22 protein-coding genes are annotated in these 26,314 nt (G+C 58.1%); 12 read left to right on the top strand and 10 right to left on the bottom strand.

Features of this window, described 5'->3' with window-relative positions; translation table 11 throughout:
- The 8 genes from ACWKWM_RS23130 to ACWKWM_RS23095 form a co-directional block, all read left to right on the top strand.
- Positions 1 to 110: hypothetical protein (locus tag ACWKWM_RS23130; RefSeq protein WP_483848370.1), on the top strand; the 110-nt coding region annotated here is incomplete at its 5' end.
- Between the two features lie 164 nt (positions 111 to 274).
- Entirely contained in the window at positions 275 to 1,267 is a 993-nt protein-coding gene (locus tag ACWKWM_RS23125) for an alpha/beta fold hydrolase (protein ID WP_483848361.1), read from the top strand.
- Positions 1,268 to 1,443: 176 nt separating this feature from the next.
- A complete protein-coding gene (gene rraA, locus ACWKWM_RS23120; RefSeq protein ID WP_483848360.1) occupies positions 1,444 to 1,932 on the top strand; it encodes a ribonuclease E activity regulator RraA in 489 nt (162 codons plus the stop codon).
- 26 nt (positions 1,933 to 1,958) lie between these two features.
- On the top strand, positions 1,959 to 2,954 hold the full coding sequence (locus ACWKWM_RS23115) for a zinc transporter ZntB (RefSeq protein ID WP_483848359.1): 996 nt from the start codon (positions 1,959 to 1,961) through the stop codon (positions 2,952 to 2,954).
- Between the two features lie 87 nt (positions 2,955 to 3,041).
- On the top strand, positions 3,042 to 3,290 hold the full coding sequence (locus ACWKWM_RS23110; protein WP_483848358.1) for a CrfX protein: 249 nt from the start codon (positions 3,042 to 3,044) through the stop codon (positions 3,288 to 3,290).
- 2 nt (positions 3,291 to 3,292) lie between these two features.
- Positions 3,293 to 4,117 (top strand): mechanosensitive ion channel family protein, encoded by an 825-nt coding sequence (locus tag ACWKWM_RS23105; protein ID WP_483836795.1) that lies wholly within the window; start codon positions 3,293 to 3,295, stop codon positions 4,115 to 4,117.
- 87 nt (positions 4,118 to 4,204) lie between these two features.
- A complete protein-coding gene (gene sigX, locus ACWKWM_RS23100) occupies positions 4,205 to 4,795 on the top strand; it encodes an RNA polymerase sigma factor SigX (protein WP_483848357.1) in 591 nt (196 codons plus the stop codon).
- Between the two features lie 106 nt (positions 4,796 to 4,901).
- Positions 4,902 to 5,936, top strand: a complete 1,035-nt coding sequence (locus ACWKWM_RS23095; RefSeq protein WP_483848356.1) for an OmpA family protein — start codon at positions 4,902 to 4,904, stop codon at positions 5,934 to 5,936.
- Positions 5,937 to 6,010: 74 nt separating this feature from the next.
- Here ACWKWM_RS23095 and cobA read toward each other — a convergent pair whose 3' ends face one another.
- The 5 genes from cobA to ACWKWM_RS23070 form a co-directional block, all read right to left on the bottom strand.
- The gene (gene cobA / locus ACWKWM_RS23090) at positions 6,011 to 6,763 is read right to left on the bottom strand and encodes a uroporphyrinogen-III C-methyltransferase (protein WP_483848355.1); all 753 of its coding nucleotides are present in this window, start codon (positions 6,761 to 6,763) and stop codon (positions 6,011 to 6,013) included.
- An 89-nt stretch (positions 6,764 to 6,852) separates the two neighbouring features.
- Positions 6,853 to 8,547 carry a bifunctional protein-serine/threonine kinase/phosphatase gene (locus tag ACWKWM_RS23085; RefSeq protein ID WP_483848354.1) on the bottom strand — a complete coding sequence of 565 codons (1,695 nt, stop codon included), beginning with the start codon at positions 8,545 to 8,547 and terminating at the stop codon, positions 6,853 to 6,855.
- A 34-nt stretch (positions 8,548 to 8,581) separates the two neighbouring features.
- Positions 8,582 to 9,793, bottom strand: coding sequence for a nitrate/nitrite transporter (locus tag ACWKWM_RS23080; protein WP_483848353.1), 1,212 nt, complete (start codon positions 9,791 to 9,793; stop codon positions 8,582 to 8,584).
- Between the two features lie 421 nt (positions 9,794 to 10,214).
- Entirely contained in the window at positions 10,215 to 10,790 is a 576-nt protein-coding gene (locus tag ACWKWM_RS23075) for an ANTAR domain-containing response regulator (RefSeq protein ID WP_483848352.1), read from the bottom strand.
- A 13-nt stretch (positions 10,791 to 10,803) separates the two neighbouring features.
- Positions 10,804 to 12,012: a CmpA/NrtA family ABC transporter substrate-binding protein gene (locus tag ACWKWM_RS23070; protein WP_483848351.1), complete on the bottom strand. Its 1,209-nt coding sequence runs from the start codon at positions 12,010 to 12,012 to the stop codon at positions 10,804 to 10,806.
- 289 nt (positions 12,013 to 12,301) lie between these two features.
- Here ACWKWM_RS23070 and ACWKWM_RS23065 point away from each other — a divergent pair, with 289 nt between their 5' ends.
- A complete protein-coding gene (locus tag ACWKWM_RS23065) occupies positions 12,302 to 13,333 on the top strand; it encodes a quinone-dependent dihydroorotate dehydrogenase (RefSeq protein ID WP_483848350.1) in 1,032 nt (343 codons plus the stop codon).
- Positions 13,334 to 13,455: 122 nt separating this feature from the next.
- Here ACWKWM_RS23065 and rmf read toward each other — a convergent pair whose 3' ends face one another.
- Complete coding sequence (gene rmf, locus ACWKWM_RS23060; protein ID WP_080290409.1) at positions 13,456 to 13,671, bottom strand: ribosome modulation factor; 216 nt, start codon at positions 13,669 to 13,671, stop codon at positions 13,456 to 13,458.
- A gap of 588 nt (positions 13,672 to 14,259) precedes the next feature.
- Between rmf and rlmKL the strand changes: the two genes are divergently transcribed.
- Together rlmKL and ACWKWM_RS23050 are read left to right on the top strand one after the other, a co-directional pair.
- The gene (gene rlmKL, locus ACWKWM_RS23055; protein ID WP_483848349.1) at positions 14,260 to 16,512 is read left to right on the top strand and encodes a bifunctional 23S rRNA (guanine(2069)-N(7))-methyltransferase RlmK/23S rRNA (guanine(2445)-N(2))-methyltransferase RlmL; all 2,253 of its coding nucleotides are present in this window, start codon (positions 14,260 to 14,262) and stop codon (positions 16,510 to 16,512) included.
- 160 nt (positions 16,513 to 16,672) lie between these two features.
- A complete protein-coding gene (locus ACWKWM_RS23050; RefSeq protein WP_483848348.1) occupies positions 16,673 to 18,682 on the top strand; it encodes a sensor domain-containing diguanylate cyclase in 2,010 nt (669 codons plus the stop codon).
- Positions 18,683 to 18,897: 215 nt separating this feature from the next.
- Here ACWKWM_RS23050 and dacB read toward each other — a convergent pair whose 3' ends face one another.
- Positions 18,898 to 20,364: a D-alanyl-D-alanine carboxypeptidase/D-alanyl-D-alanine endopeptidase gene (gene dacB, locus ACWKWM_RS23045; RefSeq protein ID WP_483848347.1), complete on the bottom strand. Its 1,467-nt coding sequence runs from the start codon at positions 20,362 to 20,364 to the stop codon at positions 18,898 to 18,900.
- Between the two features lie 380 nt (positions 20,365 to 20,744).
- Here dacB and ACWKWM_RS23040 point away from each other — a divergent pair, with 380 nt between their 5' ends.
- The gene (locus ACWKWM_RS23040; protein ID WP_483848346.1) at positions 20,745 to 21,089 is read left to right on the top strand and encodes a YggL 50S ribosome-binding family protein; all 345 of its coding nucleotides are present in this window, start codon (positions 20,745 to 20,747) and stop codon (positions 21,087 to 21,089) included.
- 106 nt (positions 21,090 to 21,195) lie between these two features.
- On the opposite strand, the gene ACWKWM_RS23035 is transcribed toward ACWKWM_RS23040, so the two are convergent.
- From ACWKWM_RS23035 to ACWKWM_RS23025, 3 genes are all read right to left on the bottom strand, one after another.
- The gene (locus ACWKWM_RS23035) at positions 21,196 to 24,831 is read right to left on the bottom strand and encodes a transporter substrate-binding domain-containing protein (RefSeq protein WP_483848345.1); all 3,636 of its coding nucleotides are present in this window, start codon (positions 24,829 to 24,831) and stop codon (positions 21,196 to 21,198) included.
- An 8-nt stretch (positions 24,832 to 24,839) separates the two neighbouring features.
- Positions 24,840 to 25,466, bottom strand: coding sequence for a response regulator (locus ACWKWM_RS23030; RefSeq protein ID WP_483836715.1), 627 nt, complete (start codon positions 25,464 to 25,466; stop codon positions 24,840 to 24,842).
- Between the two features lie 291 nt (positions 25,467 to 25,757).
- Complete coding sequence (locus tag ACWKWM_RS23025; RefSeq protein WP_483848344.1) at positions 25,758 to 26,156, bottom strand: response regulator; 399 nt, start codon at positions 26,154 to 26,156, stop codon at positions 25,758 to 25,760.
- Positions 26,157 to 26,314: the final 158 nt, after the last annotated feature.

Genomic DNA, 26,314 nt, shown 5'->3' with positions numbered 1-26,314 from the left:
CGGATCTGGCGCGCTGGCTGATGGAGCAGGGCATTGAGAGCGTTTCCCTGAACCCTGACTCGGTACTGGAAACCTGGTTCTTCCTGTCGGAAGAAGACGCACCGACCTGATGGAAATTGGGTAAAATGCTGGCCCACTTCGGTGGGTCAGTTGTTTTTTGGAAGGGCGGTTTTACAGATACCGCCCTTTTTTGTGCGATTTTTTCAGCGTTTGGCCGCTGTGCGTCTAAGCACAGCCTGCCAGGCGATGAGTTTTCCGAGCCCAGCAAGACGATATGCAAAGCAGCAGCGATCTTTTTCCCGTGGCCTTGATCAGCGCCGAACGCCGTGGCGATCTGATCGAGGACGTCTACCGTTTAAAGCCTGGCAACAGTCTGGATTTCACTGTCGAATTGGCCGTCACTCGCCTTGGACTAGTCGCTAGCCCCGACGTGCGTGGCGTGCCGGTCATCCTGTTGCACGGCAGCTTTTCCAATCGCCGATTCTGGTATTCGCCCAAGGGCGTCGGCCTGGGGGCTTATCTGGCACGTGCCGGGTTTGACGTGTGGATCCCGGAGATGCGTGGTCACGGCCTGTCCGCGCGCAATCAGGCGTACCGCCATAACCGTATTGCCGATTACGCCCGATACGATTTGCCGGCCATTGCCGCGTTTGTGCGTGAGCAGAGCGGCCAGATCCCCCACTGGATCGGCCATTCGCTGGGCGGCACCACGCTGGCCGCTGCACTGGGCGGTCATTACCTGGGCGTCGCACAGGCAGCGTCAGTGGCGTTGTTCGGCAGTCAGATCACCCGCAACTTCTGGCCGTTGAAAATACCCCCAGTGCAGTGGGCCGGTCGTTTTGTCCTCAAGCGCTTCGAGCACTTCTCGGGGTCGCGTTTCAAGCGCGGACCGGAAGACGAGCCCATGGGCGTGATCCTCGAGAGCCTGCGCTGGCGCGGGCTGTTTGGCCGCTTCGGTGACAAAAAAGAAGACTGGTGGGCGGGTCTGGCGCAGGTTCAGGTGCCGCTGCTGGCGGTAACCGCCACGGGGGATCATCAGGATCCGCCGTGGGCATGCCGGGAGCTGTTCGAGCAGTTCGGCAGCGAGCGTAAGCAGTTTCTTTGTCTGGGTCGGGAGCAGGGCTTTACCGAGGATTTTGGCCATGTGCAGATGCTGGTCAGCAAGGCCGCGCAAACTCAGGTCTGGCCATTGGTTCAGGATTGGCTGAGTCAGGATGTGGTGGCACCGCTTGCTGAATCGACGCTGAACGCCCCGGCAACTCTCTGATCGAGCATTCCGCTGAGCGTTGGTTGCAGCTAAGCTACGACCCACCGTGCCGGCTTGCGGCAAATGTGTTCTATTTATAGGGAAGCAATGCGTGATCGGGTGTGGTCCCAATCAGGTGCCACACGGGCCTTGTGAAAACAGGTTTATCCTTGCTAATCACTGACAGGAGTTACCCCATGCACTACCTCACTCCGGATTTGTGCGACGCCTACCCTGAACTGGTCACGGTCGTTGAGCCGATGTTCAGCAATTTTGGTGGTCGCGATTCATTCGGTGGCGAAATCGTCACCATCAAGTGCTTCGAAGACAACTCGCTGGTGCGCGAACAGGTGGACCAGAACGGTAAGGGCAAGGTGCTGGTGGTCGATGGTGGTGGCTCGCTACGCCGGGCACTGCTCGGTGACATGCTGGCGGAGAAGGCCGCTAAAAGTGGCTGGGAAGGCATCGTTATCTACGGCTGCATTCGTGACGTCGATGTCATTGCGCAGACCGATCTGGGTGTTCAGGCGCTGGCCAGTCATCCGCTCAAGACCGACAAACGGGGCATCGGCGATCTTAATGTCGTGGTGACCTTCGCGGGCGTGACCTTCCGCCCGGGTGAATATGTGTACGCCGACAACAACGGCATTATCGTCTCGCTCAGCCCTTTGAAGATGCCGGACTGATCGGTCAACGAATAACAGGACACTGAATGTTCGACGAGACAAACGCGCAATGGGGCTTGCTGCACGCCCTCGTATTGGATGGTAAAGGCGGTTCGCGTTCAATCGCTCGTACTGAACTTGATTGTCTGCAATTGCAGCCTCACGAAAGCGTGTGGCTGCATTGGGACCGTAGTCACCCCGAGACCCAGACCTGGCTGCGCACCGCCAGTGGGCTCAATGAATTTGTCTGTGATCTGCTGCTTGAGGAAAACACCCGTCCGCGGCTGTTGCCGTTGCCGGATGATGAACTGCTGCTGTTCTTGCGCGGGGTCAACCTCAACCCCGGTGCCGAACCCGAAGACATGGTGTCCGCAAGGATTTTCGCGGCCGCGCAGCAAGTGATCTCTCTTCGCCTGCGTTCATTGCGCGCCACCGATGAGTTGATTGAACTGCTGAATCAGGGCAAAGGCCCGAAAACGGCCTCCGAATTGCTGCTTTATCTGTCCCAGTACCTGACCGACAAGGTGCAGATGGTGGTCAGTGAACTCACCGAACTGGTCGATGAAGTGGAAGAAGCGATGGATGCCGACGAACGGCATGTGCCTGAGCACGGCAAGATGCTGCACATACGCAGACGTGCTGCCGGACTGCGTCGTTTTCTGGCGCCCCAGCGAGAGATTTACGCGCAATTGACGCGGATCAAAATGCCGTGGTTCGTGGCAGACGATGCTGACTACTGGAACGAGCTGAACAACAGTCTGACCCGCTATCTGGAAGAGCTCGAATTGAGTCGGGAGCGAGTGGGGCTGGTGCTTGAGTCCGAAGATAGACGGCTTAGCGAGCGCATGAACCGGACCATGTATCGCTTCGGGATCATCACCGGAATATTTTTGCCCATGAGTTTTTTGACAGGTTTGCTGGGGATTAACGTCGGGGGTATTCCGTGGGCGGATAATCCTTATGGTTTCCTGATTGCATGCTCTTTAATGGTGGTCGTTGCACTGGGCCAATGGTGGATGTTCAGACGTTTGAGATGGGTTTGAGTAGGCCTTTTCCTACATCAGCGAAAATGCAGTTGTGACTCTTCCAAATTTGGCTGCGTCTTTCAGTGACATTGCGAGAGATACCCGATGCACGATCCGTTTGAAGAATCACTGCGTGACATGCTTAATTCGTCTTCCTCCAGTAGAGATGACGATGCTTGCCTGGGTCGTGTTTTGAAAACGGCCAACCGTCAGGTCGGTGCAGGTGACTTGTTTGGATTGCTAGGGCGTTGTTCTCAGGCGCTCATGATTGCACTGAACAACGGTTCGGCTCATGTTTCTCCGGTTTCTCGTCGCAAAGCGGCGCTTGCCAGTACTTCAGACAAGGCTGATTGAATATGGAACTGGATCTCTGGACACAGAGCCTCGTTACTGCAATGACTGCGTTGTGGACCAAAGTCGCAAATTTTATTCCGAACCTGTTCGGCGCTTTAGTAGTCGTACTGCTGGGATTTGTCGTAGCCAAGCTGCTTGACACTCTGCTGTCGAAATTGCTCGCAAAACTGGGCCTCGATCGCCTGATGGGCGGTACCGGTTTGACCAAGCTGCTTAGCCGGGCAGGGGTGCAGGTTCCGATATCGACGCTTATCGGCAAGATTGTTTATTGGTTCGTGCTGTTGATTTTTCTGGTGTCTGCGGCAGAGTCTCTGGGCCTTGAGCGGGTATCTGCGACCCTGGACATGCTGGCGTTGTATCTGCCGAAAGTATTCGGCGCCGCGCTGGTGTTGCTGGTCGGTGTGTTGCTGGCGCAATTGGTGAACGGTATCGTGCGCGGCGCTGCCGAAGGCGTAGGCCTGGATTACTCGGCAGGCCTTGGGCGGCTGGCTCAGTGGCTGGTGATTATCATCAGTATTTCCGTGGCGATCAGTCAGTTGGAAGTGAAAACCGACCTTCTGAACCACGTGATTGTGATCGGGTTGATTACCGTTGGTCTGGCGGTTGCGCTGGCAATGGGGTTGGGTAGCCGCGAAATTGCGGGCCAGATACTGGCGGGAATTTATGTACGGGAGTTGTACCAGGTAGGGCAACAAGTGCGTGTTGGAGAGGTCGAAGGGCAGATCGAAGAGATTGGCACGGTGAAAACCACCCTGCTGACCGATGAAGGCGAGTTGGTTTCAATGTCCAACCGGGTTCTTCTCGAGCAGCGAGTGAGCAGCCGCTGAACCGGCGAATCTGCTAATGTATGCCGCCGCGAAATCCCGGAGTTTCCGGGGTGGCGGACATTCACCTGACTGTCGGCACGATTTGTTTTGAATAGACCCCAACCGCTCTCCCTGCGTTATGATCCCCGCGAGCTCTCTGATGAGGAGTTGGTCGCGCGCGCGCATGCCGAGCTGTTCCATGTGACGCGAGCTTATGAAGAGCTCATGCGTCGCTATCAGAGAACACTTTTTAACGTCTGTGCACGTTATTTAGGGAACGATCGCGATGCTGACGATGTCTGTCAGGAAGTGATGCTTAAGGTGTTGTATGGCTTGAAGAATTTCGAGGGTAAATCGAAATTCAAAACCTGGCTCTACAGCATTACGTACAACGAATGCATCACGCAGTACCGTAAGGAGCGAAGGAAGCGGCGATTGATGGACGCCCTGAGCCTGGATCCGCTGGAAGAAGCGTCTGAAGACAAGGCGCCCAAGCCGGATGAGAAAGGTGGGCTTGATCGCTGGCTTGTGTATGTGAACCCGATCGATCGGGAAATTCTGGTCTTGCGATTCGTCGCCGAGTTAGAATTCCAAGAGATCGCAGACATCATGCACATGGGCCTGAGTGCCACGAAAATGCGATACAAAAGGGCACTTGATAAATTACGTGAGAAATTTGCAGGCGTTACCGAAACTTAACTCGGTGCAAATATCTCTAACGAGCAGGCAAGTTCTGATAGACTTGCCGATGAGTTGTCCCCGTTATGCGGGACTGCTTTACAATCACCAGATGGGGATTTAACGGATGAAACTGAAAAACACCTTGGGCTTGGCCATTGGTACTATTGTTGCCGCAACTTCTTTCGGCGCTCTGGCACAAGGCCAAGGCGCAGTCGAAATCGAAGGCTTCGCCAAGAAAGAACAGTTCGACAGCGCTCGTAATTTCAAGAATGACGGCAACCTGTTCGGCGGTTCGATCGGCTACTTCCTGACTGACGACGTTGAATTGCGTCTGGGCTACGACGAAGTTCACAACGTTCGTAGCGATGACAGCAAGAACATCAAAGGCGCTAACACCGCTCTTGACGCTCTGTACCACTTCAACAACCCGGGCGACATGCTGCGCCCATACGTCTCCGCTGGTTTCTCTGACCAAAGCATCGGTCAGAACGGCAGCGGCGGTCGCAACCGCTCCACCTTCGCCAACATCGGCGGCGGTGCCAAGCTTTACTTCACCGACAACTTCTATGCTCGTGCTGGCGTTGAAGCTCAGTACAACATCGACCAAGGTGACACTGAGTGGGCACCTAGCGTCGGTATCGGCGTAAACTTCGGTGGCGGCTCCAAGAAAGTTGAAGCAGCTCCAGCTCCAGTAGCTGACGTTTGCTCTGACAGCGACAACGATGGCGTGTGCGACAACGTCGACAAGTGCCCGGACACCCCAGCCAACGTAACTGTTGATGCTACCGGTTGCCCAGCAGTTGCTGAAGTTGTTCGTGTTGAGCTGGACGTGAAATTCGACTTCGACAAGTCGGTAGTCAAGCCTAACAGCTACGGCGACATCAAAAACCTCGCTGACTTCATGAAGCAGTACCCACAAACCACCACCACTGTTGAAGGTCACACTGACTCCGTCGGTCCTGACGCTTACAACCAGAAACTGTCCGAGCGTCGTGCAAGCGCCGTTAAACAAGTTCTGGTTAACCAGTACGGTGTTGGCGCTAGCCGCGTAAACTCGGTTGGCTACGGCGAAACCCGTCCAGTTGCTGATAACGCAACTGACGCTGGCCGCGCTGTTAACCGTCGCGTAGAAGCTGAAGTAGAAGCCCAAGCTAAGTAATTAGCCAAAGCCTCAAAAAAACCCGGCCTTGGCCGGGTTTTTTTACGCCTGCAATTTGCTCTTCATCGCCCCTCTTACTGATACATGCCTGTCGCTGAGACTTTACTGGCGATCATTTCTGCGCCTCTCGCGACTTCACCGATCACTAGAACGGCCGGACTCTTGAGATCAAACGCCAGCGCATCACGGTGCATTTCCAGCAATGAGCTTCGACATTCCCGTTGATAGGGCAGGGAAGCGTTCTCGATCATTGCCACCGGGGTTTCATCAGGCAAACCGCCCGCCCGCAGTTGTGCCTGGATCTCTGTCAGCTTCGCCACACCCATATAAACCACCAGCGTCGTTCCACTTTGTGCCAATGCCCGCCAGTTGAGCGTGCTGTCGTCCTGCGTGTGCGCAGTAACCAACGTGACGCCCCGGGCCACGCCCCGCAACGTCAGCGAAATGCCGGATTGCGTCGCGCCCGCCAGTCCTGCCGTGATGCCATTGACCAATTCCACCTCGACACCGTTTTCTCGCAACCACTGCGCCTCTTCTCCACCCCGTCCAAAAATGCACGGGTCTCCTCCTTTCAGGCGTACCACGCATTTGCCCTGGCGTGCGTAACGCAGCATCAGGCGATGTATGAAGGCTTGTGGCGTCGAGCGACAGCCGCCTCTTTTGCCGACCGAGATGATGCGAGCGCCCGTGCAATGTTCGAGCACAGCGCGGTTGACCAGATCGTCGATCATCACGACATCCGCCTCGCGCAATGCCCTGACGGCTTTAAGGGTCAAAAGCTCGGGATCGCCAGGACCTGCGCCCACCAGCCAGACTTTTGCGTTCATGGCGTTACCTCGTCTTTCTGATGCCAACAGGCAGCGACCTGCCCGTCTTGGGTTGTGTGAAGTGCGTCAGCCGAAAGCTGCGCGACGTATCAGGTCTTGATCAGCCATAGCCACATCAGCAAATTGGCGATCAGCGATAGCACGGCGACGGTCTGCCAGACCTTAAGCGGCTCTCGTTCAAGCAAGGGGCGAGGGCGATCGCTCAGGGTGTTGAGTTCGCCTTGTTGCAACTGCAACAGCCACTGTTCTGCGGTTTCGTAGCGTTTTTCCGGATCAGCCTGGAGCGCTTGGCTCAGGTTGCGTTCGATCCAGTCCGGCACGTCCGGGCGATATCGTCCGGCAGGCACGGGGTTGCCGAAGCGACGATGCTGAAACGCTTCGATCTCGCCATAGGGGTAGTGGCCTGTGAGCAGGAAATACAGGGTCACCCCCGCGGCATAAATATCCTGTCGCCGTTCAGGCGCTGCGCCGCTGAATGCCTCTGGCGCAATGAAGCTGGGCGTGCCGGGAAGCCCGTTTGCCTGGACCGCCGACAATCCCGGGCAGAATGCCAAGCCAAAATCCAGGATCTTCAATGCACCATCGTCGTCCAGCAGGAGGTTTTCCGGCTTGATGTCGCGGTGCACGATATTTCGACGATGCAACAACCCCAGCGCGCTGATCAGGTCGGTCGCCAAGCTCAGCCATTGCGCAAGGCGCAGCGGTCCGTTCTGTTCGAAGATTTCGCCGAGGGTCTGGCCTGCACATTCGCGCATGACGTAATACAGATGCTGGCGCTGTGTCGCCGGATGCACCTCTGGGTAAAAGCGCCCGGCCACTCGCCGCAAAAACCATTCTTCGAGCAGCAGCGCTTGCTCGGCGCTGGGTTCGCCTTCAAGCCCTGCGGGCAGGGTCTTCAGCAGCCAGCGCTGATGTTGTGCATCGCGCACCCGGTAGATCCGTGATTGCCTGGAGTTGGCCAGTTGCGATTCAACCTGCCAGCCCTCAAAGGTTTTGCCCGGTTTGAGTTGTGGTGGCGTCGGCCATCGCTGCAGTTGCGACAGCGCGTCGCCGAGACTGTCAGTGCCGAGCTGATCGACGCTGATCAATAGCGCGCTGGCGTTGTCTTGGCTGCCCGCCAGATGAGCCGCGCTGACCAGCGTTTTCACGGCGATATCGAGGTTTTCCTGCTCGCCGAGAATTGAGCGGACGCGTTCGTCCCCCAAGGTCGCCCACACGCCGTCGCTGACCAGCAGCAGGCGTTCGCCTTCGCGTAATTCGCCGTCCAGATAGTCCATGACCACGTGCTGATCCAGCCCGAGCGCGCGTTTGAGTACGTGCTGCAGGTCGCGCTGTTCCCAGACGTGGTCTTCACTGATGCGTTGCAGCTCACCGGCATGCCAGCGATAGGCCCGACAATCACCGACGTGGGCGAGGGTGAAACGACGACCCCGCAAGACCAACACGCTCAAGGTGGTCAGCAATCCATTGGCCTGCAGCCAACGATTTTGCGCGAGCAACAACCGATCCAGAGCTTGCGCGATGCCCCAGGTTTCTGGCGTCGAATAGTAGTCCAGCGCCAAGGCCTGAAGGGTGGACCGCGCGGCCAGTCCGCCATCCAGGCACTGGCTGACCCCATCGGCCAGCGCAAATAGATGGCCCTTGCTTGCCGCCAGCGCGGGTGCGGGAGTGACCCAGCGCATCGCGTCCTGGTTTTCATCACGCGGGCCGCTTGCGCTGAACCCGGCGCAGCTCAATTGCAACGCTGTCGCGGAGCGGTCGGGCAAGTCTGCTGACGGGTTCATTGGCCTATTCCTGCGGCTGGCGCGTGAGAAAGGTTCAGACCCGTGCCGCCGTCACTGCGGCCGAACCCCAAGTGGTTCTCCAGCGACGCTTGACGTTCATCAGGCCAAACCAGGCCACTACGCCGAGCAGTGCAAACAGCCACAAGCCCAGTTGATACTCGCCGGTGTTTTGCTTGATCGCGCCAAGGCCGGCCGCCAGCAGGAAGCCGCCAATACCGCCAGCCATGCCGATCAGCCCGGTCATCACGCCGATTTCCTTGCGAAAACGTTGCGGCACCAGCTGAAAGACCGCTCCGTTGCCTGCACCCAGCCCCAGCATCGCCGCGACAAATAGCGCGAGTGCGGCCCATGAACTTGGCAGGTTGAAGCCGACCGCGGCGATGCAGATTGCCGCCACTGCGTACATGCCCGACAGCGTGCGGATGCCACCGAAACGGTCAGCCAGCGCGCCGCCCAGTGGGCGCATCAGGCTTCCGCCAAATACGCAGGCTGCCGTGTAGTAGCCGGCGGTCACCGGGCTCAGGCCATATTGGTCATTGAAATAGCCGGGCAGGGCGCTGGCCAGACCGATGAAGCCGCCAAAGGTGACGCTGTAAAACAGCATGAACCACCAGCTGTCACGGTCGCCCAGGGCTTTGAAGTAGTCAGCCATGGACTTGGCTTTTGGCCGCTCTGGCGCGTTGCGAGCCATCAGCGAGAACGCGATCAGAGTCAGCACCAGCGGGATCACTGCAAAACCGAAGACATTGCTCCAGCCGAAACTGGCGGCCAGCAGCGGCGCGATCAATGCAGCGAGCACGGTGCCGGAATTGCCTGCGCCGGCGATGCCCATGGCTTTGCCCTGGTGTTCAGCCGGGTACCACTGCGAAGCCAGAGGCAAAGCGACAGCGAACGATGCGCCGGCCATGCCCAGGAACAGGCCCAGCACCAACGCTTGTTCGTAGCTGTGAATGCCCAATTGCCAGGCGCTGAACAGCGCAACGATGACAATGATCTGGCCGATGATGCCGGCGGTTTTGGGCGACAGCTGATCAGCCAGCATGCCCATCAGGAAGCGCAGGATGGCACCCGCGAGGATTGGCGTCGCGACCATCAGTCCGCGTTGTTGTGTGGTCAGGTGCAGGTCGGCGGCGATTTGAACCGCCAGCGGCCCCAGCAGATACCAGACCATGAAACTCAGGTCGAAATACAGGAACGCTGCGAACAGCGTCGGTTTGTGGCCGGCCTTCCAGAAACTCGTGTTCATCAAACACCTCATCTGCAAAAGAGTGTGGCGGGCGAGGCGAACTCGCACTGCAACGGGTCAGGTCTTGCAGGTGAAGCGCCACAACCCGGCGCTCCACCCGACCCAGAATCACTGGGTCCAAAACGCAAAAAACGTCGCAGCCCGATTCGCCTGAGCGAAGAGGGGTGCGACGTCTTTGTCGTGAGTGGGGCAACCGCCGTTGGCTACCTGTGCAGTTTACAAAGCAAAACGTGGGCCAGTATGTTGCGCGATACAAATCCAGGCGTGCGCTTGCCCGGGATCGGGTCCAGTACTGCGCGCGGGAGGGCAATACCTGTGGGAGCGGACCTGTCCGCGAAGACCAATGCCAGGCGACGAATATCTATTGGGCAGCAGACGCCTTCGCGGACAGGTCCGCTCCCACGGGGCTACCGCCGCAGGTTTAGCCCAGCAACTCGCTCATGGCGATGATCTGCTCGGCCACTTGAATCAGCTTCTGTTGCCGGCTCATAGCCTGGCGACGCATCAGGGTGTAGGCCTCTTCTTCATTGCAGCTTTTCATCTTCATCAGCAGTCCTTTGGCCAGCTCGATGCGTTTGCGCTCGGCCAGTTGCTGATCTCGGGCGTGAAGCTGGGCGCGCAGGTCCTGATCGCTTTCGAAGCGCGCCATGGCTACATCCAGAATCGGCTGCAGGCGCTGTGCGTGAATGCCTTCGACGATGTAGGCGCTGACGCCTGATTTGATCGCCTGACGCATGACCCCGGGGTCGTGTTCGTCGGTGAACATCACGATGGGACGCGGCAGATCGCGGGTGACCAGCACCACTTGCTCCATCACGTCGCGGCCGGGGGATTCGGTGTCAATCAGGATCACGTCCGGACGCACGGCCTCGACGCGCGCGGGCAGATCGATGATCAGTCCTGATTCGTCGATGACCTCAAACCCCGCTTCGGTCAATGCGGCCTTGAGGCGTCCGACTTTTTTTGGTGTGTCGTTGATCAGCAGGATACGCAGCATGAAGGCATCCTCCTCAACGATCGACGGCGACGGGTGCGGCATCGGCCAATGCATGCAGTTTGAAACTGTGCGCATAGCCGGCGGGATCGCTGCCGTCCCACACTTTGCCGTCGATTAACTGACTGCTGCGCATGGAGGCATCGGGAACGGGGACGCCCAGCGCCTCGGCCGCCTGACCATAAAGCGCCAGTTGCTGCACTTGCCCTGCAACCGCGAGGTAGTCCGGGTCTTCACGCAGCAAACCCCAACGCCGGAACTGGGTCATGAACCACATGCCGTCGGACAAATAGGGTTTGTTGACCTCGCCGTTATTGTGAAAGCGCACGGGGTGATGGTCCTGCCAATGGTTGCCCAGCCCATCGTCGTATTCGCCGAGCAGGCGGGACTCGATGGCCTCCACCGGGGCATCGACGTAATCGCTGGCGCTGAGCAATTGCGCGGTACTGCGCCGGTTGTCGACGCTTTGTTCGATGAAGCGGCTGGCCTCAAGCACAGCCATGACCAGCGCTCGTGCGGTGTTTGGATACTGCTCGACGAATTCGCGGGTACAGCCCAGAACTTTTTCCGGGTGATCCGGCCAGATCGCCTGAGAAGTGGCCATGGTAAACCCCAAGTCCTGAGCCACAGCGCTGGCGCCCCAGGGTTCTCCGACACAGAAACCGTCAATCCGCCCAGCCTCCAGGTGCGCAACCATTTGCGGCGGCGGCACCACCACGCTGTCAACATCGTTGAGTGGGTGAATGCCCTGACTCGCCAGCCAGTAGTACAACCACATCGCGTGATTGCCGGTAGGGAAAGTCTGCGCGAAGGTCAGTTTTGAGTCGCTTTGGTGCGTGCGCCGATCCAGTGCCTCAGGAGTGATCACGCCGGCATCTTGCAAGGCGCGGGAAATGTTGATGCTTTGCCCGTTCTGATTGAGCCCCATCAGCACCGCCATGTCTTTGGCTTGTCCGCCGATGCCAAGCTGCGCGGCGTAGATCAGCCCGTACAGGCTGTGGGCAGCATGCAACTGGCCGTTGACCAGTTTGTCCCGCAAATTGGCCCAGGACGTTTGCCGATGCAGATTGATGTTCAATCCATACGGTTGCGCAAAGCCTTGGGTCGCGGCCACTACCAGCGACGCGCTGTCGGTCAGGGCCATGAAGCCGACATCGATACTGCTGAGTTCGGGGGCGTCGCTGCCGGCAACCCAGGCTGACGCGCTGTTTAACATTTCACTCATGTCTTCGGTCCCGCTTGAAGGTCGCTGGCTGATGTTGCGTGGATGAACTGCGCCACGCGACTTCCATAAAAAAAGCGTCGCTCCACCCGCTGCTTCAGCAAGGGTAGTTGCGACGCCATTGTCCGATGACCCGCTCCGCCGTTGGAACGGGTTCGATGGCTTTAGCGAAGCAAGCGATATGCCACCGATGGCGCGAGCGCCGTGCAAAGTTCAGGACAGGCCTCGCGCTGCACCGGTGCGGCGTCTATAATCGCCCGCTGAATTCAGCCGCAACGAGCCGCGCCCGCCCATGTATAACCTGGCCCGCCAGTTACTGTTCAAACTCTCCCCGGAAGCCTCCCACGACCTGTCGATCGACCTGATCGGTGCGGGAGGGCGGCTGGGCATCAACGGTCTGTTTAATAAGGCGCCGGTCAAGTTGACGACGACGGTCATGGGCCTTGAGTTTCCAAACCCGGTCGGGTTGGCGGCAGGCCTGGACAAAAATGGCGCGGCCATCGACGGCTTCTCCCAGCTGGGTTTCGGCTTCGTTGAAATCGGCACGGTGACCCCGCTGCCACAACCTGGCAATCCCAAGCCGCGAATCTTCCGACTGCCCCACGCTGAAGGGATCATCAACCGCATGGGGTTCAACAACCTCGGCGTCGATCATCTGGTCAGCCGTGTGCAGGCCGCCAAATACGACGGCATTCTGGGCATCAATATCGGCAAGAATTTCAGCACTCCGGTCGAGCGCGCAGTCGATGATTACCTGATCTGCCTGGACAAGGTCTACGCCCACGCCAGTTACGTCACGGTCAATGTCAGCTCGCCCAACACCCCGGGCCTGCGCAGTCTGCAGTTTGGCGATTCGCTCAAGCAACTGCTCGAGGCGCTGAAGACTCGCCAGCAAGCGTTGACTCAGACTCACGGCAAGCACGTGCCGCTGGCGATCAAGATCGCGCCGGACATGAGCGATGAAGAAACCGCGCTGGTCGCTGCCGCCTTGATTGAATCCGGAATGGACGCTGTGATTGCCACCAACACCACCCTCAGCCGCCAAGGCGTTGAAGGCTTGCCCCATGCGGACGAGGCAGGCGGGTTGTCAGGCTCACCGGTACGCGAGCAGAGCACGCACATCGTCAAGGTGCTGGCCGCCGAGTTGGCCGGTAGATTGCCGATTATCGCCGCTGGCGGTATCACCGAGGGCAAACACGCGGCCGAGAAGATCGCCGCCGGTGCCAGTCTGGTGCAGATTTATTCGGGCTTCATTTATAAGGGGCCGGCGCTGATTCGCCAGTCTGTGGATGCGATTGCAGCGATGCCACGCTCTGGCGTCTGAACTTCAGCCAATAAAAAGGGGGTCCCTTGATGGAACCCCCTGGGCTTCAGCCCGCGGCCCGGATGGGGCACGCATGGTGTGATGAAAACGAAGAATGTTTAGTCGCAAGCGTCCTTATGTGTTTAGCCGACCGCGTGAAGTTCGTTGAGTCTGTGGATACCCGCAGTGCCGGTCATACCGTCCCAGTTGTCGCCGCGTCCTTCTCGCCAGCCGTTGATCCAGGCTTGGCGTACTGACGGTAGAGTAAAGGGGCAAAGCTCACGGGATTTTCCATGAACACCAAATTGATATCCGCGTAAAAATGCTCTTTCCAACGGATCACGCTTAAGTCTTCTCATAGGGTGTTGCCCTCGTTTGTTGACTGTAATGTCCCTTGAGACCTCATGTTGAGGTCGGGCAGAAATTTTCTGCCGTTGGTACCCGCTGCCGGCGTCGCGGGCTTAGGTGCTGCCGTCATTGCGACGACAACCTGTGTTGATTTCTAACCAATGCATTGGGCGCTGTGAATGACCGTTTTGTCATAAGAAGTTCATGTTTGGCGTATTAAGACCATAAGAAGCAACCTCGTTCGGGTGCGATTTTTCGGGCAGCCCCCTGAAAACAGGGTTCTGCGCTGATATCGAGACTGTGTCTCAACACCAACTGCTGGCGGTTTGCAGTCAGCGTGAAAACGACGAAGGGTCAAGGATGTGACTTTTTATTGCGGACGTTGTCGGGCTCAATAGTGGTTTTTTAATATCAGTTTTGCTGAGGTTTTCGGACCTGCTCATCGACTGCCACGGCGCTGGTCTTCATTAATGAGGCTCGCCGGGGTGGACCGGCACAATGTGTGTGCCACGCAGGCGTTCTCCAAGAAAGACGCCTGTTTTAAATCGGGCGGGACAATGCGTTGTCCCGCCGCTCAAGCCTAAGGCTCTGGATTACTCATGTCGGACCGTTACGAACTTTTCCTCACTTGCCCCAAGGGACTCGAAGGCCTGCTCGCTGAGGAAGCCACCGCGCTTGGTCTGGAAGATACCCGCGAACACACTTCGACCATCCGTGGTACGGCCGATATGGAAACAGCCTACCGGTTGTGCCTGTGGTCGCGCCTTGCCAACCGGGTTTTACTGGTACTCAAGCGTTTCCCGATGAAGGACGCTGAAGATCTTTACCACGGCGTGCTCGACGTCGATTGGCAAGATCATCTTGAGCCGGACGGTTCCTTGGCGGTGGAGTTCAGCGGCCATGGTTCTGGCATCGACAACACCCACTTCGGGGCCTTGAAGGTCAAGGACGCCATTGTCGACAAACTGCGCACGCCCGACGGCCTGCGTCCTTCGATCGACAAGCTCAATCCCGATTTGCGTATTCACCTGCGTCTGGATCGAGGCGAAGCCATCCTTTCGCTGGACCTGTCCGGTCACAGCCTGCATCAGCGCGGTTACCGTCTGCAGCAAGGCGCCGCGCCGCTCAAGGAAAACCTCGCAGCGGCGATTCTGATTCGTTCCGGCTGGCCGCGGCTTGCGGCCGAAGGCGGCGCGCTGGCTGACCCGATGTGCGGTGTCGGTACGTTCCTGGTTGAAGCGGCCATGATTGGCGCCGATATCGCACCTAACCTCAAGCGCGAGCGCTGGGGCTTTTCAGCCTGGCTCGGTCACGTTCCGGCGCTGTGGCATAAGCTGCACGATGAAGCCCTGGCCCGTGCACAGGCAGGTCTGGCCAAGACCCCGTTGTGGATTCGTGGCTATGAAGCCGACCCTCGTCTGATCCAACCGGCGCGCAACAACATCGAACGAGCTGGCCTGAGCGAGTGGATCAAGGTCTATCAGGGTGAAGTCGCGACCTTCGAGCCGCGCCCGGACCAGAACCAGAAAGGCCTGGTCATTTGCAACCCGCCGTATGGCGAGCGTCTGGGTGACGAGGCGAGCCTGTTGTATCTGTATCAGAACCTCGGCGAGCGTCTGCGTCAGGCCTGCCTGAACTGGGAAGCCGCTGTATTTACCGGCGCGCCGGATCTGGGCAAGCGCATGGGTATTCGCAGCCACAAGCAGTACGCGTTCTGGAACGGCGCCTTGCCGTGCAAACTGCTGCTGATCAAGGTTCAGCCGGACCAGTTTGTAACTGGCGAGCGCCGCACCCCGGAGCAACGCCAGATCGAACGCGAGCAGGCCGAGCACGATGTGGCGCCTGAGCCGGTCAAGTTGAACAAGAACGGCAATCCGATTCGCGAGCCGGCGCCTGTGGTTGAGCAGGCGCGCTTGAGCGAAGGCGGGCAGATGTTCGCCAATCGCTTGCAGAAAAACCTCAAGCAGTTCAGCAAATGGGTACGTCGCGAAGGCATCGATTGTTATCGCGTCTATGACGCCGACATGCCCGAGTATTCGCTGGCGATCGATCTGTACGAAGATTGGGTTCACGTTCAGGAATACGCCGCGCCCAAGTCCATCGATCCCGAGAAAGCCTCGGCTCGACTGTTCGATGCCCTGGCGGCCATTCCTCAGGCGCTGAACATCGACAAAAGCCGGGTGGTGATCAAGCGTCGCGAACGCCAGAGCGGGACCAAGCAGTACGAGCGTCAAAGTGCTCAAGGCCAGTTCGTCGAGGTCAAGGAAGGCGGGGTCAAGCTGCTGGTCAACCTGACCGACTATCTGGACACTGGCCTGTTTCTCGACCACCGCCCGATGCGCATGCGTATTCAGCGCGAAGCAGCCGGCAAGCGCTTCCTCAATCTGTACAGCTACACCGCGACCGCCAGCGTTCATGCGGCCAAGGGTGGCGCGCGCAGCACCACAAGTGTCGATCTGTCGAAAACCTATCTGGACTGGGCGCGCCGCAATCTGTCGCTCAACGGTTTCTCCGACAAGAACCGGCTGGAGCAGGGCGACGTCATGGTCTGGCTTGAAACCAGCCGTGATGAGTACGACCTGATTTTCATCGACCCGCCGACCTTCTCCAACTCCAAGCGCATGGAAGGCATCTTCGACGTGCAGCGCGATCAGGTTCAACTGATCGATCTGGCCATGGCGCGCCTGGCACCGGGCGGCGTGTTGTATTTCTCCAACAACTTCCGCAAGTTCCAGCTGGAGGAAAACCTGGCCGAGCGTTATGCGGTCGAGGAGATCACGGCGCAAACGCTGGACCCGGATTTTGCCCGCAACAGCAAGATTCACCGTGCCTGGAAAATCACCGCCCGCTAGGGCTTACATACCGTTCACCTGACTTGACGGCTGTTTCGTCGGTCAGGTGCACGATGTGCGGGGTGAGCGACATGCTGCACTAGGCAAGCTAATGGCGAATCGCTATAAGAGATGCATGGCCATATGTCGCGGCAACACAGTGGCGTCATGAGTTTTGCGTATGTCGTCAACTTCCCCAAAACCCAAGATACTGGGCTTTATCAGTGAAGACGCCAGCTCATGGGTGGTCGGCATTCTGGCGTTCGCAGCGGGCGCAGTGCTGACGGGTTTGTTGGCGTTGGCCAATACCGAGCTTTACCGGCGTCAGTTGCAGCAGCGTTTCGACCTGCTCGGTAACGAGCGTTTGAGTCGAGTGCAGGAGCGCCTGGACGGGCAGGTGCAACGCCTGGACGGCCTGCGGCGTTTCTTCGTCTACTCCGATGAAGTATCCCAAGACGAATTCAATGGTTTTGCCAATACCATGCTCAGCTGGACCGAGGCCTATTCCTGGGCGCCTCGCGTGTTGGATGCCGACCGCCCGGCGTTTGAAGCCCATGCCCGGCGCGACGGGCTTGAGGGGTATTCGATCAAATCGATCGCAGCCTCTGGCGCATTGGAGCCATCGCCCCGACGTGAGCTTTACTACCCGGTCCGCTACTGTCAAACGCGCACCGCGACGCCAGCGGCTTTGGGTTTTGATCAGAATTCCGAGAGTGTACGGCACGCGACGTTGGAGCAGGCTCGCGAGTCAGCGCGCATGGCCGCCTCTCCGCGTATGGATATTCTTGGCCTTGATCCCCGCTTCAGCAATGGCGTTTTACTGGTCGCGCCGGTAGTCAGCCGTGACCGCAATGGGGTCATCGATCCTACGCTGCTCGATGGTTATGTCTCGGCGGTCATCAGTCCGCGCAAACTGATGTCCGACGGTTTGCCGCAGCAGGAGCAGGACAATCTGTCGCTTACGCTCAGCGACGTGACGGTGCCGCAATGGCCAGACGTGCTGTACCAGTCCGGCGTTGGGCCTGCAGCCAGTCACCTGTACATTCATAGCGACTTGACCTTCGCCGACCGAAAATACCTGCTCGAGATCAGGCCGACGAGTGCGTTTTTGAGCGCTAACCCGTCGGCCACCGACAGTGTCGTGATAGTGGGCGCTCTGCTGAGCTTCATGCTTAGCGCCTTGCTGTATGTGCTGATCAGCCAGCGCCAGCGCGCGTTGCGCCTGGTCGAACAGAGTACGGTTCAGTTGCGGCAGCGCGAACTGCAACTGCGCGATGCTCACGGGCAACTGCGCAATGTGCTCGACGCCGCTACCCAAGTGGCGATCATTGGCACAGACCTCAATGGCGTGATTACCACTTTCAACATCGGAGCGCAGCGAATGCTCGGCTACGACAGTGCCGCGGTCTGCGGACGATTGACGTTGCAGCAGTTGCACTTGCCGGCCGAGCTTCAGGCACATACGCGGGAGCTCACTCAGCGTTACGGTCGGGCGATTGACGCCAGCGATGCCATGCTGGTCGAAGCGGTCGACGAACCCGGCCAACAAGCCCGTGACTGGACCTTTTTGCGCCAGGACGGCAGCACGCTGCAGATCAGCATGCAGGTCAGCGCGGTAGTGGACGAGCACGATGAATGGGTGGGTTATCTGGCGGTCTGTCTGGACGTTACCGAGCGTAAGCGGGTTGAAGAGGAATTGCGCACGATGTCGGTCACCGACTCCTTGACCGGGATTTATAACCGTCGGTATTTCCAGGAGCGCTTGCAGACAGAGATGGTGCGTGCAGAGCGCCAGGGCGGGCAGTTTTCGGTGATCATGCTCGACATCGATCATTTCAAGACTATCAATGATAATCAGGGGCACGCGACAGGTGATCTGGTGTTACAGATTATCTGTCAGCGCATTGGCAACAGGCTTCGGCGCAGCGATGTGTTCTGCCGGTTGGGCGGGGAAGAGTTCATGATTTTGTGCCCTGACACGGACTCGTCCAAGGTCTACCAGTTGGCGCGGGAGCTCTGGGCCGAGTTACGCGCCACCCCGGTGGACGGCGTGGGCCAAGTGACTGCGAGTTTTGGGCTGGCAAGCTGGCGTGAAGGGGAGCGGGGCGATGCATTGCTGCTGCGGGCGGACTCTGGTGTCTACGCTGCCAAGCTCGCGGGGCGCGACCGGATTGAGCCGGAGTTGATTTGACCCAAAGTCCCGCAGCATCCGCTCTTCTGCAGTAACTGACGAGCCCCAGCGAGGCTGCGATTGCGGTGTGTCAGGGGTAATGCATCGCAGCCTCGCGGTACTCGTCAGCTCCTACAAAAGCTGGCATGAGTTCAGCGATAGTCATGGTGACAGGCAGGCAGCACGTACAAAAAAGGCCCATCAAACGATGGGCCTTTTTGCTGGTGCGGCAGCGCTTATTGCTGAAGCGAAATCGCGGTGTTGGCAAGCTTGGGTTGCGCGTACATGTCGACGAGGATTTCATCGAGTACCGAGGATGCGCCCCATGGACGTGGGTCGTTTAGGATCGCCACCACTGCCCACGTGTTGCCGTTGCTGTCACGACTGAAACCGGCGATGGCGCGCACGGTGTTCAAGGTCCCGGTTTTGATATGCGCTTCGCCACGCAGCGCAGTGCGTTTCAGGCGTTTGCGCATTGTGCCGTCCATGCCCGCCAGCGGCAGCGAACTCATGAATTCAGCCTGATAAGGACTGTTCCAGGCCGCCTGGAGCATCTGTGCCATCTCACGAGCGCTGACGCGTTCGGCCCGCGAAAGTCCAGAACCGTTTTCCATCACCAGGTGCGGCGCAATAATGCCTTTCTTCGCCAGCCACTGACGGATTACCCGTTGCGCGGCTTTGGCATCGTCGCCGTCGGCCTCGTTGCGAAACTCTGAACCCAGGCTCAGGAACAGCTGCTGCGCCATGGTGTTGTTGCTGAATTTGTTGATGTCGCGAATGATTTCCGCAAGGTCAGGCGAGAAAGCTTTGGCGAGCAACTTCGCATTGCCAGGCACGACGTCCAGTCGATCCTTGCCCTGAATAGTCCCGCCCAGTTCCTGCCAGATCGCCCGGACCGCGCCTGCGGTGTATGTGGGATGGTCCAGCAGCGACAGATAAGTTTGTGAGTTGCAGCCGTCGCCCAGTTGGCCGCTCACCGTGACCGTGATACCGCCATCAGCTTCGGGAATCGGGTTGTACAGAACGTCGCCAGCACATTTGGTGGACGACAGCGCTTTGACCTGATTGTTGATGTGAATCGCGGCGATCGGTGGCTCGACCGAAACCAGGATCTTGCCGCCGTCGTTGCGGGTCACGAAGCGCAGGGCTTTAAGATTGACCATCAGCGAGTCGGGCTTGACCAGAAACGGTTTGTTCTTGTCATTGCCGTCGTCATCGAACACGGGCAGTTGCGGCTGCACGAAATGGCTGCGGTCGAGTACCAGATCGCCGGTGATCTGTTGCACACCGTTGGCGCGTAGATCGCGCATCAGAAGCCAGAGTTTTTCCATGTTCAGCTTCGGGTCGCCGCCACCCTTGAGGTACAGGTTGCCGCGCAGCACGCCATTGCTGAGGGTGCCATCGGTGAAGAATTCGGTTTTCCACTGATGGGTCGGGCCGAGCATTTCAAGCGCCGCGTAGGTGGTTACCAGCTTCATGGTCGAAGCGGGATTGACCGACACATCGGCATTGAACACGGTCGCGGTGCCGGGACCGGTAAGTGGCAGCATCACCAGCGACAATGCGTTGTTATCCAGTTTGCTTGCCTTGATAGCCTGCTGAACCTTGGGCGGCAGTGCGGTATTGATCGGGACAGCGATAGCAGGCAGGGACAGCGGGAAAAGAAGGGTGGCAAGTACCAATGGACGCAAAGATTTGATCATCAAATAAAACCCTACTGCAAAGGGGGGAAGCGAAGAGGGGATGGATTCCCTCATGACTCATGTCGCTCAACGGACCCGCCAGCAACGCCTTGCGATCAAAGTGCGAGGCGCGACAGCGGGGTGAAAGGGTGTTCGGCCCAGGCTGTATGTGTAGAAAGTTACAATTGGCCTGGGTAATAACGCGGCATTATGCCCCAAGCGGCCGTGACTTGCGCCGGGGTAAGGCCGTCTAGCCGAGCTATTTTTTCATAAAGCGAGCGGCGGTGCTGTCCGAGGGGGGTTGCCTGCCCGATCAAGGGCTGAGGATGGCGTCGGTTTCGGGCTTTTATCAGTACAAGCTGGTAAAGTGCCGCCCGATATTTACTTTTGAGGATTGTTTCATGGCGACTAACCGTTCCCGCCGTCTGCGTAAAAAACTGTGCGTAGACGAATTCCAGGAGCTGGGTTTTGAACTGAACCTGGATTTCAAGGAAGACCTGGACGATGCGGCAATCGATGCATTCCTCGACGCGTTCCTGAAAGATGCCATGGATGCAAACGGTCTGGACTACGTTGGCGGCGACGACTACGGTCTGGTTTGCCTGGCTAACCGTGGTTCAGTCACCGAAGAGCAGCGCGCTATCGTTGAAAGCTGGCTCAAGGGCCGCAGCGAGCTGACCAAGGTCGAAGTGACCCCGCTGGTCGATGCATGGTACCCGGAAAAGCCGATCAATCCGGCTGCCTGATTGTACTGAGGGGAGGTTGGCATCGCGCCAGCGTCCCCTGCTTTTCCCTCGACGACATCGCGTCGAGTTTTGCACTGTCCTGCTTACCCCCTCTGTCGCCTGCCCCTCACGATATCTTCTCCAGATGCGCGCGCAGAGCGTGTTCCAGTTTTTGCAATGCTGAGTCCACAGCCATCAGTCGCGCGACAATGACCTCGTCCGACGCATCTTCGTCGCAAGCGTCTTCAAGCGCTTCGCACATCTCAATCACATGCATGGCACTGATAATCCTGGCGGCACCGCGAATCTTGTGGCCGATATCACGCAGTTGTTGACGATTGCCCGCAGGCACCAAGGCGGCGAGCTCTTCGCGGTCATCCACATTACTGACGATCAGTTGCTCGATGAGACGTCGGGACATGCCTTCACGGCCACCGGTCAACGCAGTGATGCTGTCCGGCGCGAAGGTGTCTGGATCCTGTGCTGACGCAGAATGGGCAAGGGGACTTACCTTCGATAGCCGGTCATTGAGAGCGGTGAGGCTAATGGGTTTGAACAGGCAGTCGTTCATGCCTGCATCCCGACAGCGCTGGATTTCCTCGGTCTGGGCGTTGGCGGTGAAGCCCAGCACCGTGCATTGAGCGCGCGATTCGCTACGTTCCCGGTCCCGAATACCCCTCGTCAGGTCATATCCGTTCATGACCGGCATATTGCAATCGGCGATCACCAGGTCGAAATGGCCGTTGCGCCAACGCTGCAGCCCCTGCGCTCCGTCCACCGCCATTTCGCAGCGATGGCCGAGAAAGCACAGTTGCTCGAACAGCAGCAGCCGGTTGGCCGGGTGATCGTCGACAATGAGGATGTTCAGTTGCCCTGAGGTGTCAGGCGTCGTGTCCCGGTGAAGGCTGCCCGCCTCAAGATCTTCCAGCGTGGTCAGGTCCAAGGTCATGTCGATCCGCGTGCCGTGCCCCGGCTGGCTGTCGAGGCTCAGCGTTCCGCCCATCATTTCACAAAGGCTGCGGCAGATAACCAGTCCTAGCCCGGCCCCGGTCCGCGCCAACTGACCTGAATTGTCGACCTGCGCGAAGGGTTCGAACAGGCGCTGCTGATCCTCCTCGCTGATGCCAATACCGCTGTCATGAATGGTCACATGCACCCGCAACTGCTGGGGCGTCGCGCCGTCTTCGGTTTGCAGGCTGATCTTGATCTGGCCCTGCTCGGTGAACTTGATGGCGTTACTGATGAGGTTAGACAGGATCTGTTTGAAGCGCATCGGGTCGATCAGCACATCAGTGTTGATTCTGGGGTCCAGATCCAGCACCAGCGTCAGACTTTTCTGCCGCGCCAGCCCATCGAATACGCGAACGACGGATTCGACCAACTGCCGTAAGTTGGCGCGCTCGGGGCTCAGGCTCAGTCGACCGGATTCTATTCGCGCGATATCCAGGATATCGCCGATCAGTTCCAGCAGATCCTTGGCCGAGCTGTAAGCGACCTCAATGGCGGGGCGGTCCAGCTGACCTTGGTCGGCGCGCTTGAGCGCCAGTTCCAGCATGCCGATCACCGCATTCATCGGGGTGCGGATCTCGTGGCTCATGGTCGCCAGAAAAGTGCTCTTGGCGCGGTTGGCGTCATCGGCGAGGTCCTTGGCGGTTTGCAGCTCCTCAATCAGCTGCCGGCGATCGCTGATGTCGATCCAGCCGCCGATGATGCCCTGCACTTTGCCCAGCGAGTCGCGAAAGGGCAGGATCCAGTGATAGATCGTCAGGTGCCGATCGCCGATGTGCAGCGACCGGTCTACCACCAGCGGAGTGTCCTGCTCCATAACGCGATGGTAATCCTGGGCGTAATCCCGAGCTTCGTCTGTGTCGCTGAGCACTCCATCCAGAATGCTCTTGCCAATGACCTCTTCGCGTTGGGCCGCGAAAGCTGCGAGATAACTTTCATTGCAGATCTTTAGCAGACCGTCGCGGTCGCGTACGTAAATGGGATGTGGCGTGCCGTTGACCAATGCACTCATGAATTCGAACTGGTCATTGAGCGCGCGTTCAGCGCGTTCGCGCTGCTTGATCTGGCGCCGCATCCAGGCATTCCAGGCCAGTGATCCGAGCAGCAACAGGCCAGCGCCGACCACAATCTGATAGATGAGCAACTGATAATCCTGCCAGGCGCCGTGACTGGCCGGGATGTAGGAGCGCCAGCGGTTGTTGATGACCATCAGGTCTTCGGGCGCAATACTCGACAGTGCCTTGTCGAGGATGCCGCTCAGTTCGGTGGCATTTCGGGCGGTGGCCATCGCGATTCTGGCCGGCTCGTTGCCCACCGTGACGCGCATCTGCAGCGAGTCATTCAGCGCTCTGGACGACAGGTAATAACTGGCGCTCAGTAACGACGTGATCGCACCTTCGACGCGACCGTGGGCCAGCATGTCGAGAGCCTGGGAAGGATTGTCCACCTCCACCGGGTAGATTTCGGGGGACTTCTGGCGCAGGTATTCCAGGATCGGGCTGCCCAGGGTCAAGGCCACGCGCTTGCCATTGAGTTGCTCAAGATTTGCGGGGCTGGACGTCTGCTTGCGGGTAACCAGTACGAACGTATTATCCAGGTAAGGCCGACTGAAACTGAATCGGTTCTCGCGTTCATCACTGGGGATCATCGCGCCGATCAAGTCTGCCTGGCCGTTCATGACCCGGTTCATCATGTCGTTCATGCTCGGCGCGTGGCTAACCTGAAATTTCAGCCCGGTGCGCAGTCGTACCAAATCCAGCAAGTCTGCCGTCACCCCTCGAAAGTTGCCGGTGGCGTCAAAAAAGGTCAGCGGCGCATAGGCTTCGTTGATCACCACACGAACCGTGGGATGCTGGGCAATCCAGCGCTCTTCACGTTGCGTGAGTTGGAGTTTCTGGTCCGTCAGCATCAAATCGCTGCCGGCACCCCAGCGCTTGGAAATGGCGATGCGCTCCTCCACTGGAATACCCTTGAGCACCAGATTGACGATGTCCGTGAGGGTGCTGTTTTCGATTCGTATGGCAAAGCTGAAACCATTGGCTTCGTGCTTGCCGAAGTTGGCCATCTGGACATTGTTCAGATAGCCCTTGTTGATCAGGTAGTGAGTGGAAATGGTGTCGCCGAGGAACACATCGGCCTGATTGAAGGCCACCGCATTGATGGCGCTCTGGAAGGACGGAAAGGTTTGGAGTCGAGCCTTGGGGTACAGCGCGCTGATCGCTTCGGGTGGCAGGTAGTGATAGACCATGCTCAAGCGAAGGCCGTTGAGGTTATCGCTCAATGAACGGCTTTCGCCAATCCGAGTGACCAGCACAGGTTGGTCGACAGCGTAGGGCGTGGACAGCGCGATGTTGTTCTTGCTGGCTTCATAGCCATTGGCGCTGCCCAGCAGGTCAATTTCGCCGTCTTGCAACGCGGTAACGGCGGCGTCTCTGGATTCATAGCGCTGGACCCTCACAGGCAAGTCCAGCGCACGGCCGATGATCCCCGCATAGTCGGCCGTGAACCCTTCGTAGTCGTGCCCGGTGAGGGTCATATCAAAAGGGGGGTAATCCGGTGCGGAGGTGCCCAGGACCAGTTCGCGCTTGTTGCGAACCCACTGCCATTGCGCCCGATCCAGGGTCACGTCCATGTGTGCCGGATTGGATCGACTCAGTAGCGAATAGCGTTCGGCAGATGCTGTGTCGGCCTGAGCACTGAAACCCATGCAGGCAAATATCGCCAGTATCCAATAGTCCTTTAAACCCTTCGACATCCTATTTCTCACACTAACGAATTGCGTTTTGCCATCTCGATAAGTTCTACCAGCGTTTTTGCTCTCAGCTTCTGCATTAAACGAGTCTTGTATGTGCTGACTGTTTTGTTACTGAGAAACATGCCTTTGGCGATTTCTTTGTTGGTACGGCCTTGGGCGAATAGTTGCAATACCATCAGTTCGCGATCATTGACAAGTTTGAATAGCTCGATTTCGCTCGGTCGTCCGTCTTCGCGAGGGGGCGTCGTCAGTGCCTGGCTAGGAAAGTAATTGTAGCCGGATAATACCGCTTTGACCGAACTGAGCAATTCGCTGAGGTCTTCCTGTTTGCAGACATAACCTGCTGCACCCGATTGCATACAGCGAATGGCAAAGAGATTGGGGGTTTGTTCGGTCAGGATCAGGATCTTCGACGGCAAATTCATGGCGTTGAAGCGGGCCAGCACTTCCAGGCCATCGAGCTTGGGGATGCTGATGTCGAGGATGATCAGGTCAGGCATGCATTCGCGAACCATTTGCATTGCGTCAACCCCATTATCGGTTTCACCCACCACTTTGTAGTTTTCGTTTTCGAGCAACATCCGGATAGCCATGCGAATGACCGGATGATCATCGATTATAAATACTGAGTTCATAGTTCAATCCATACAAGCAGCGAAGAAAGCGCGCACCTTATCTCAGTTGTTCCAGTAGTCACACGAACAGACCCTGCTACTGGGGAGATATAGGAAGCTTCCTACAAAAATAAGCGTATCAGCGTACGTAAATACCCCTGTGGAACGCCGAACATTAAACGTGCGTGTACACAGTAGTCATTGAAATGGTTATTGACGAATAGTCCGGTTATTTCGATTTGGAATTATCCTACAAGCATTTCGGCAGATGACTACAACATTCCTTAATCGGTTTATTCACGTTCATAACAATCACTGACCACGTCCGGCCTGAAGTAGCAGCCGGTGAAGATCTGCTGCAAACAGTGGTTTGGTCAGGCAACCCAGTAACGGAAGCCCTCGCGCAGCGGCCCGCAGCTCAATGTCGTCCAGCCGCGATTGCGCAAGACCGCTGAACACCACCGCCTGAATGATCAGGCCTCGCCGGCTGGCTTCCTCAATCAATTGAAGACCGTTGCGATCCGGCAAGCGCTGGTCACACAGCAACAGGTCGTAGGGGGTCGGGCTGCGCTCCATCGCAAGCATGGCCTCTTTGGCGTTCATGACCGGCGTCAGACGATAGAACCCATGGTTGTTGAGCAGGATCTGTGTAGCGATCAGCTGAAAAGGGTGGTCTTCCACCAGCAGAATTCGAAGGTTTTCTTTGAGCATCGGAGTTTCCGGAAAGCGATGTACGCAGATGAGACTGGCTCGATTTCGGACGTCGTGTCAGCAGAAGTGGATGAGGGCGACAAGGCCGCAGGAGGTGTCGGTAAGTGGGGCGCCAGGGGATCGCCCTTGCACCAGACCGGCCGAGTATTCGGCAGGTT

The sequence above is a fragment of the Pseudomonas rosaeacicularis genome (assembly GCF_057128745.1).
The sequence above is the reverse complement of the archived record's forward strand: the minus strand, read 5'-3'. Positions and strand labels throughout refer to the sequence as shown.

Excerpts from the sequence above, each read along its gene's own strand:
- ACWKWM_RS23125 (WP_483848361.1), top strand. The coding sequence starts at position 275 with ATGCAAAGCAGCAGCGATCTTTTTCCCGTGGCCTTGATCAGCGCCGAA.
- rraA (WP_483848360.1), top strand. The coding sequence starts at position 1,444 with ATGCACTACCTCACTCCGGATTTGTGCGACGCCTACCCTGAACTGGTC.
- ACWKWM_RS23115 (WP_483848359.1), top strand. The coding sequence starts at position 1,959 with ATGTTCGACGAGACAAACGCGCAATGGGGCTTGCTGCACGCCCTCGTA.
- ACWKWM_RS23110 (WP_483848358.1), top strand. The coding sequence starts at position 3,042 with ATGCACGATCCGTTTGAAGAATCACTGCGTGACATGCTTAATTCGTCT.
- ACWKWM_RS23105 (WP_483836795.1), top strand. The coding sequence starts at position 3,293 with ATGGAACTGGATCTCTGGACACAGAGCCTCGTTACTGCAATGACTGCG.
- ACWKWM_RS23095 (WP_483848356.1), top strand. The coding sequence starts at position 4,902 with ATGAAACTGAAAAACACCTTGGGCTTGGCCATTGGTACTATTGTTGCC.
- cobA (WP_483848355.1), bottom strand. The coding sequence starts at position 6,763 with ATGAACGCAAAAGTCTGGCTGGTGGGCGCAGGTCCTGGCGATCCCGAG.
- ACWKWM_RS23085 (WP_483848354.1), bottom strand. The coding sequence starts at position 8,547 with ATGAACCCGTCAGCAGACTTGCCCGACCGCTCCGCGACAGCGTTGCAA.
- ACWKWM_RS23080 (WP_483848353.1), bottom strand. The coding sequence starts at position 9,793 with ATGAACACGAGTTTCTGGAAGGCCGGCCACAAACCGACGCTGTTCGCA.
- ACWKWM_RS23075 (WP_483848352.1), bottom strand. The coding sequence starts at position 10,790 with ATGCTGCGTATCCTGCTGATCAACGACACACCAAAAAAAGTCGGACGC.
- ACWKWM_RS23070 (WP_483848351.1), bottom strand. The coding sequence starts at position 12,012 with ATGAGTGAAATGTTAAACAGCGCGTCAGCCTGGGTTGCCGGCAGCGAC.
- ACWKWM_RS23065 (WP_483848350.1), top strand. The coding sequence starts at position 12,302 with ATGTATAACCTGGCCCGCCAGTTACTGTTCAAACTCTCCCCGGAAGCC.
- rmf (WP_080290409.1), bottom strand. The coding sequence starts at position 13,671 with ATGAGAAGACTTAAGCGTGATCCGTTGGAAAGAGCATTTTTACGCGGA.
- rlmKL (WP_483848349.1), top strand. The coding sequence starts at position 14,260 with ATGTCGGACCGTTACGAACTTTTCCTCACTTGCCCCAAGGGACTCGAA.
- ACWKWM_RS23050 (WP_483848348.1), top strand. The coding sequence starts at position 16,673 with ATGTCGTCAACTTCCCCAAAACCCAAGATACTGGGCTTTATCAGTGAA.
- dacB (WP_483848347.1), bottom strand. The coding sequence starts at position 20,364 with ATGATCAAATCTTTGCGTCCATTGGTACTTGCCACCCTTCTTTTCCCG.
- ACWKWM_RS23040 (WP_483848346.1), top strand. The coding sequence starts at position 20,745 with ATGGCGACTAACCGTTCCCGCCGTCTGCGTAAAAAACTGTGCGTAGAC.
- ACWKWM_RS23035 (WP_483848345.1), bottom strand. The coding sequence starts at position 24,831 with ATGTCGAAGGGTTTAAAGGACTATTGGATACTGGCGATATTTGCCTGC.
- ACWKWM_RS23030 (WP_483836715.1), bottom strand. The coding sequence starts at position 25,466 with ATGAACTCAGTATTTATAATCGATGATCATCCGGTCATTCGCATGGCT.
- ACWKWM_RS23025 (WP_483848344.1), bottom strand. The coding sequence starts at position 26,156 with ATGCTCAAAGAAAACCTTCGAATTCTGCTGGTGGAAGACCACCCTTTT.